The organism is Flavobacterium sp. ARAG 55.4 (genome assembly GCF_051846875.1).
In the GTDB taxonomy this organism is placed as follows: domain Bacteria; phylum Bacteroidota; class Bacteroidia; order Flavobacteriales; family Flavobacteriaceae; genus Flavobacterium; species Flavobacterium plantiphilum.
Genome location: NZ_JBPYCT010000032.1, coordinates 1,312 through 3,612 on the forward strand (window position 1 = coordinate 1,312; position 2,301 = coordinate 3,612).

A 2,301-nucleotide genomic window follows, 5' to 3' on the forward strand; every position below is an offset into this window, starting at 1 on the left:
CCTATTGCAACTTTAGCTCCGGGAGCAACGGATGCAACAACATTCACAGCTTCGCATGCAATCACGCAAGACGATATTAACAAAGGTGTTGTGTACAACCTGGCAACAGCAACTGCGAAAGATCCGAAAGAAAATCCAATAACGGCTACTTCTACTGATCCAACGCCTTGTATTACGTGTCCTAAAGATCCGGAATGTGCTGATTGTACCATTACAGAAATACCTCAGAATTCAAAAATTGCTTTAGTGAAAACAGCAAGTGTTGCAGGAACAGGTGTTAAAGGAGATATAATCACTTATACTTTTACTGTAACCAATACTGGAAACACAACACTGACTAATATAGTAATAACTGATCCGATGGTAGGATTAACTATTACAGGAAATCCTATTGCAACTTTGGCTGCAGGTGCTTCTAGTACAGTAATTAAAGGAACTTATACAATTACTCAGGCTGATCTTGATGCTGGTAAAGTAACTAATACTGCTTTGGCCACAGCACAAGATCCAAAAGGAAACAATGTAACTGATATCTCCGGAACTACTGTAGACAATGATAAGCCTACTACTACTCCAATAACTCAAAATCCTGCAATTACGCTGGCAAAAACAGCTGATAAAACGATTTATGATACTTTAGGAGAAATAATTACATATACTATTGTTGTAAGCAATACTGGTAATGTAAGTTTACACCAAATTGAAGTAAAAGATCCATTAACAGGATTAAACAGTACGATTGAAAACTTAGCCGTTGGAGAATCTAAAGAGTTTACTGAAACTTATAATGTAAGTCAAACTGATATAGCAAGCGAATCAATTACAAATACTGCTACAGTAAACGCATTATCTCCTAATGATGTACCTGTAAACGGTTCAGATACTGTAATAGTAGAAAGAGCATTTGTATTAGGTTGTGGAGAAATAGAAGTTCACAATACATTTACACCAAATGGTGATGGTACCAATGATAATTTTGTAATTGACAATATTGATAATCCGCTTTGTTACCCTGAAAATTCTGTAGAGATTTACAACAGATGGGGAATATTAGTTTATGAAACCAAAGGATATGATAATGTAAATAATGCATTCAAAGGTTATTCTGAAGGCAGAGTTACCGTAGACAAATCAGCCGGATTACCTGCCGGAACTTATTTCTACATCCTAAACTATACTGCTGTTGGTTTACAAGGTGAAATTATACCTAATAAAAAACAAGGATACTTATACCTTACCAGATAATAAAAACTCCAATCTAATACCAGAGGTATAAAAGCCTCTGGTTCTTAAAATCGAAGTCAAATGAAAACAAAAATATTACTAATCAGTTTGATGTTTACAGCTGTGATGAGTTATGCACAACAGGATGCACAATATACACAATATATGTACAACACTATAAATGTAAATCCTGCTTATGCGGGATCCAGAGGAGCAATGAGTATTTTTGCTTTACATCGTAGTCAATGGGTTGGATTAGATGGGGCACCTACAACAAATGCTGTTTCGATCAATACTCCTTTTAATAATAGTAGATTAGGTTTGGGAGTATCTATAGTAAATGACAAAATTGGACCAACAACAGACAACACGCTTTCAGCAGATCTATCCTACACCATTCCTACTTCTGAAAATGTTAAACTTTCCTTTGGTCTTAAAGCTTCTGTAAATTTATTTAATTTAGACATTACTAAATTAAATCCTGCCGAAAGTAATGATCAAAGACTTCAGGGATTTGATAATGAAATCTCACCTAATATCGGAGCAGGGATTTACCTTCATTCAGATAAAGCGTATGTAGGGTTTTCGATTCCTAATTTTATCGAGACAAATCAGTATGCTGATAATCAGATAGCAGTTAATAAAGAAAAATTAAATTATTATTTAATTGCCGGTTATGTAATGGATTTAAATTACAACCTGAAATTCAAACCCGCTTTACTCACTAAAATGGTTCAGGGAGCTCCTTTGCAAGTAGATGTCTCAGGAAACTTTATGTTTAATGACAAATTTACCCTCGGACTGGCCTACCGATGGAGTGCTTCTGTAAGTGCTATGGCTGGTTTTCAGATATCAGATGCTTTATACATGGGTTATGGATACGATTTAGAAACTACCAAATTAGACAATTATAATTCCGGTTCACATGAAATTTTCCTGAGATATGAAATTTTCAAAAACAACAAAAAAATCACAACTCCCAGATTCTTCTAAATACAATTATCATGAAAAAAAATATACTCTTTTATATAGCTATGATAAGTGTTTTTTCTGCAAACATTTATGCTCAGAAAGCCA

Annotated in this window: 2 protein-coding genes; both read left to right on the forward strand. The window is 34.5% G+C overall.

Annotated features, from left to right (window positions below):
• Positions 1-1,245 (forward strand): DUF7507 domain-containing protein (locus tag ACSV4D_RS18015; RefSeq protein WP_439229377.1); only part of this gene is annotated, 1,245 nt, incomplete at its 5' end.
• Between the two features lie 60 nt (positions 1,246-1,305).
• Positions 1,306-2,217: a PorP/SprF family type IX secretion system membrane protein gene (locus ACSV4D_RS18020; RefSeq protein WP_439229378.1), complete on the forward strand. Its 912-nt coding sequence runs from the start codon at positions 1,306-1,308 to the stop codon at positions 2,215-2,217.
• Positions 2,218-2,301 lie beyond the last annotated feature (84 nt).